This window comes from Planktothricoides sp. SR001 (assembly GCF_001276715.1).
GTDB lineage: Bacteria > Cyanobacteriota > Cyanobacteriia > Cyanobacteriales > Laspinemataceae > Planktothricoides > Planktothricoides raciborskii.
The window spans coordinates 1-1,190 of the sequence record NZ_LIUQ01000161.1 but is presented as its reverse complement, the minus strand read 5'-3'; the positions used below and the strand labels follow the sequence as shown (position 1 = coordinate 1,190).

Sequence of the window (1,190 nt, the reverse complement as noted above, 5' to 3'; positions counted from 1 at the left end):
CTGCCCAAAAAACTCAGAAATCGGCTGTTTAGGCTTCTTTGTGTTCTTTGTGTCTTTGTGGTTATGCCAACCTGCAAAAAATTTTTACGCTATCGCCTTTTTATTCTAAGTAAGCATAACATCTTTCAGTCGCAATTTTAAATCAGGAAAAACGTGAGAAACAAGCTGATATACTCCATCCACTAATTTGCATACCGTAAAAGTCGGTTGTTTAGGATTCCCAATAAATTGCCAGCCCCCCAAACCCCGAAAATCAACAATCCAATATTCGGGAATCTTTAAAAAAGCGTATTCTTCGACTTTTATCGCATAATCATCTTGCCAATTGGTACTAACCACTTCAGCCACCAACTTGATAGTATTGCCGTTGCAAATTAGCGGTTCTTTTTGCCAAAGAGGTTCTTGACTAAGCTCATTTTTATCTAAAACAACTACGTCAGGACGCAATGCTGTCGCTGTCGCATATAGAGGTTTGATTAAACAATTTTTAGGAACCAACCAGTTAAAATTTGCCCGAAAAATTTCCAGATAAATTCTACCGGCAATAGTCCCAGCAATTCGTGAAGACCTGTGGGTTCCATGTCTCGAAGTTCTCCATCAATCAGTTCATAGCGTGTATTATCCCCATATTGGGCAATAAACTCCTCAAAACTCAGGAGTTTAGGTAGGATGTAAGTCATCGGGTATTTCTCCACAAGTTATTTGGTAAAGTTTCAGCTTTCAGCTTTTAGTAATCCGTCAAAAGCTGCAAGCTGAAATTTAACAGATAAATTTAGGGTGTGTTTTTTATTATAAGCCGATCAAGTGGCATAAACAAAAAATTTTGTTACCCCCAAACCCGCCGCAAATTCAACACAAAACCCGGTAATACTTCTTCCCCAGATAACTCGGTGGGATTTGCCAATACTTCTACTTTTAACCCTGGCCGATAAATTTCCACTTGACGATTTTGTGGATCGATTAACCAACCCAGTTTTGCCCCATTATCCATATATTCTTGCATTTTCTCTTGCAGGGGCTTAAGACTATCGGAACCCGATCGCAATTCCACGACAAAATCCGGGCAAATATTAGCAAAAGTGCTTGTTTGTTCTGGAGTCAATGCGTCCCAACGGGCTTGACTTACCCAAGAAGCATCCGGGGAACGAGTTGCACCATTGGGTAAAATAAAAGCAGTAGAAGAATCAAAA

General features: G+C 39.8%; 1 protein-coding gene and 1 pseudogene. Both read right to left on the bottom strand.

Annotated features, from left to right (window positions below):
• Positions 1–105: 105 nt before the first annotated feature.
• Positions 106–680: pseudogene (locus AM228_RS28925) on the bottom strand (Uma2 family endonuclease).
• A gap of 146 nt (positions 681–826) precedes the next feature.
• Positions 827–1,190, bottom strand: a 364-nt coding sequence (locus AM228_RS28920) for a Uma2 family endonuclease (protein ID WP_197285458.1), incomplete at its 5' end; no start/stop codon positions are given.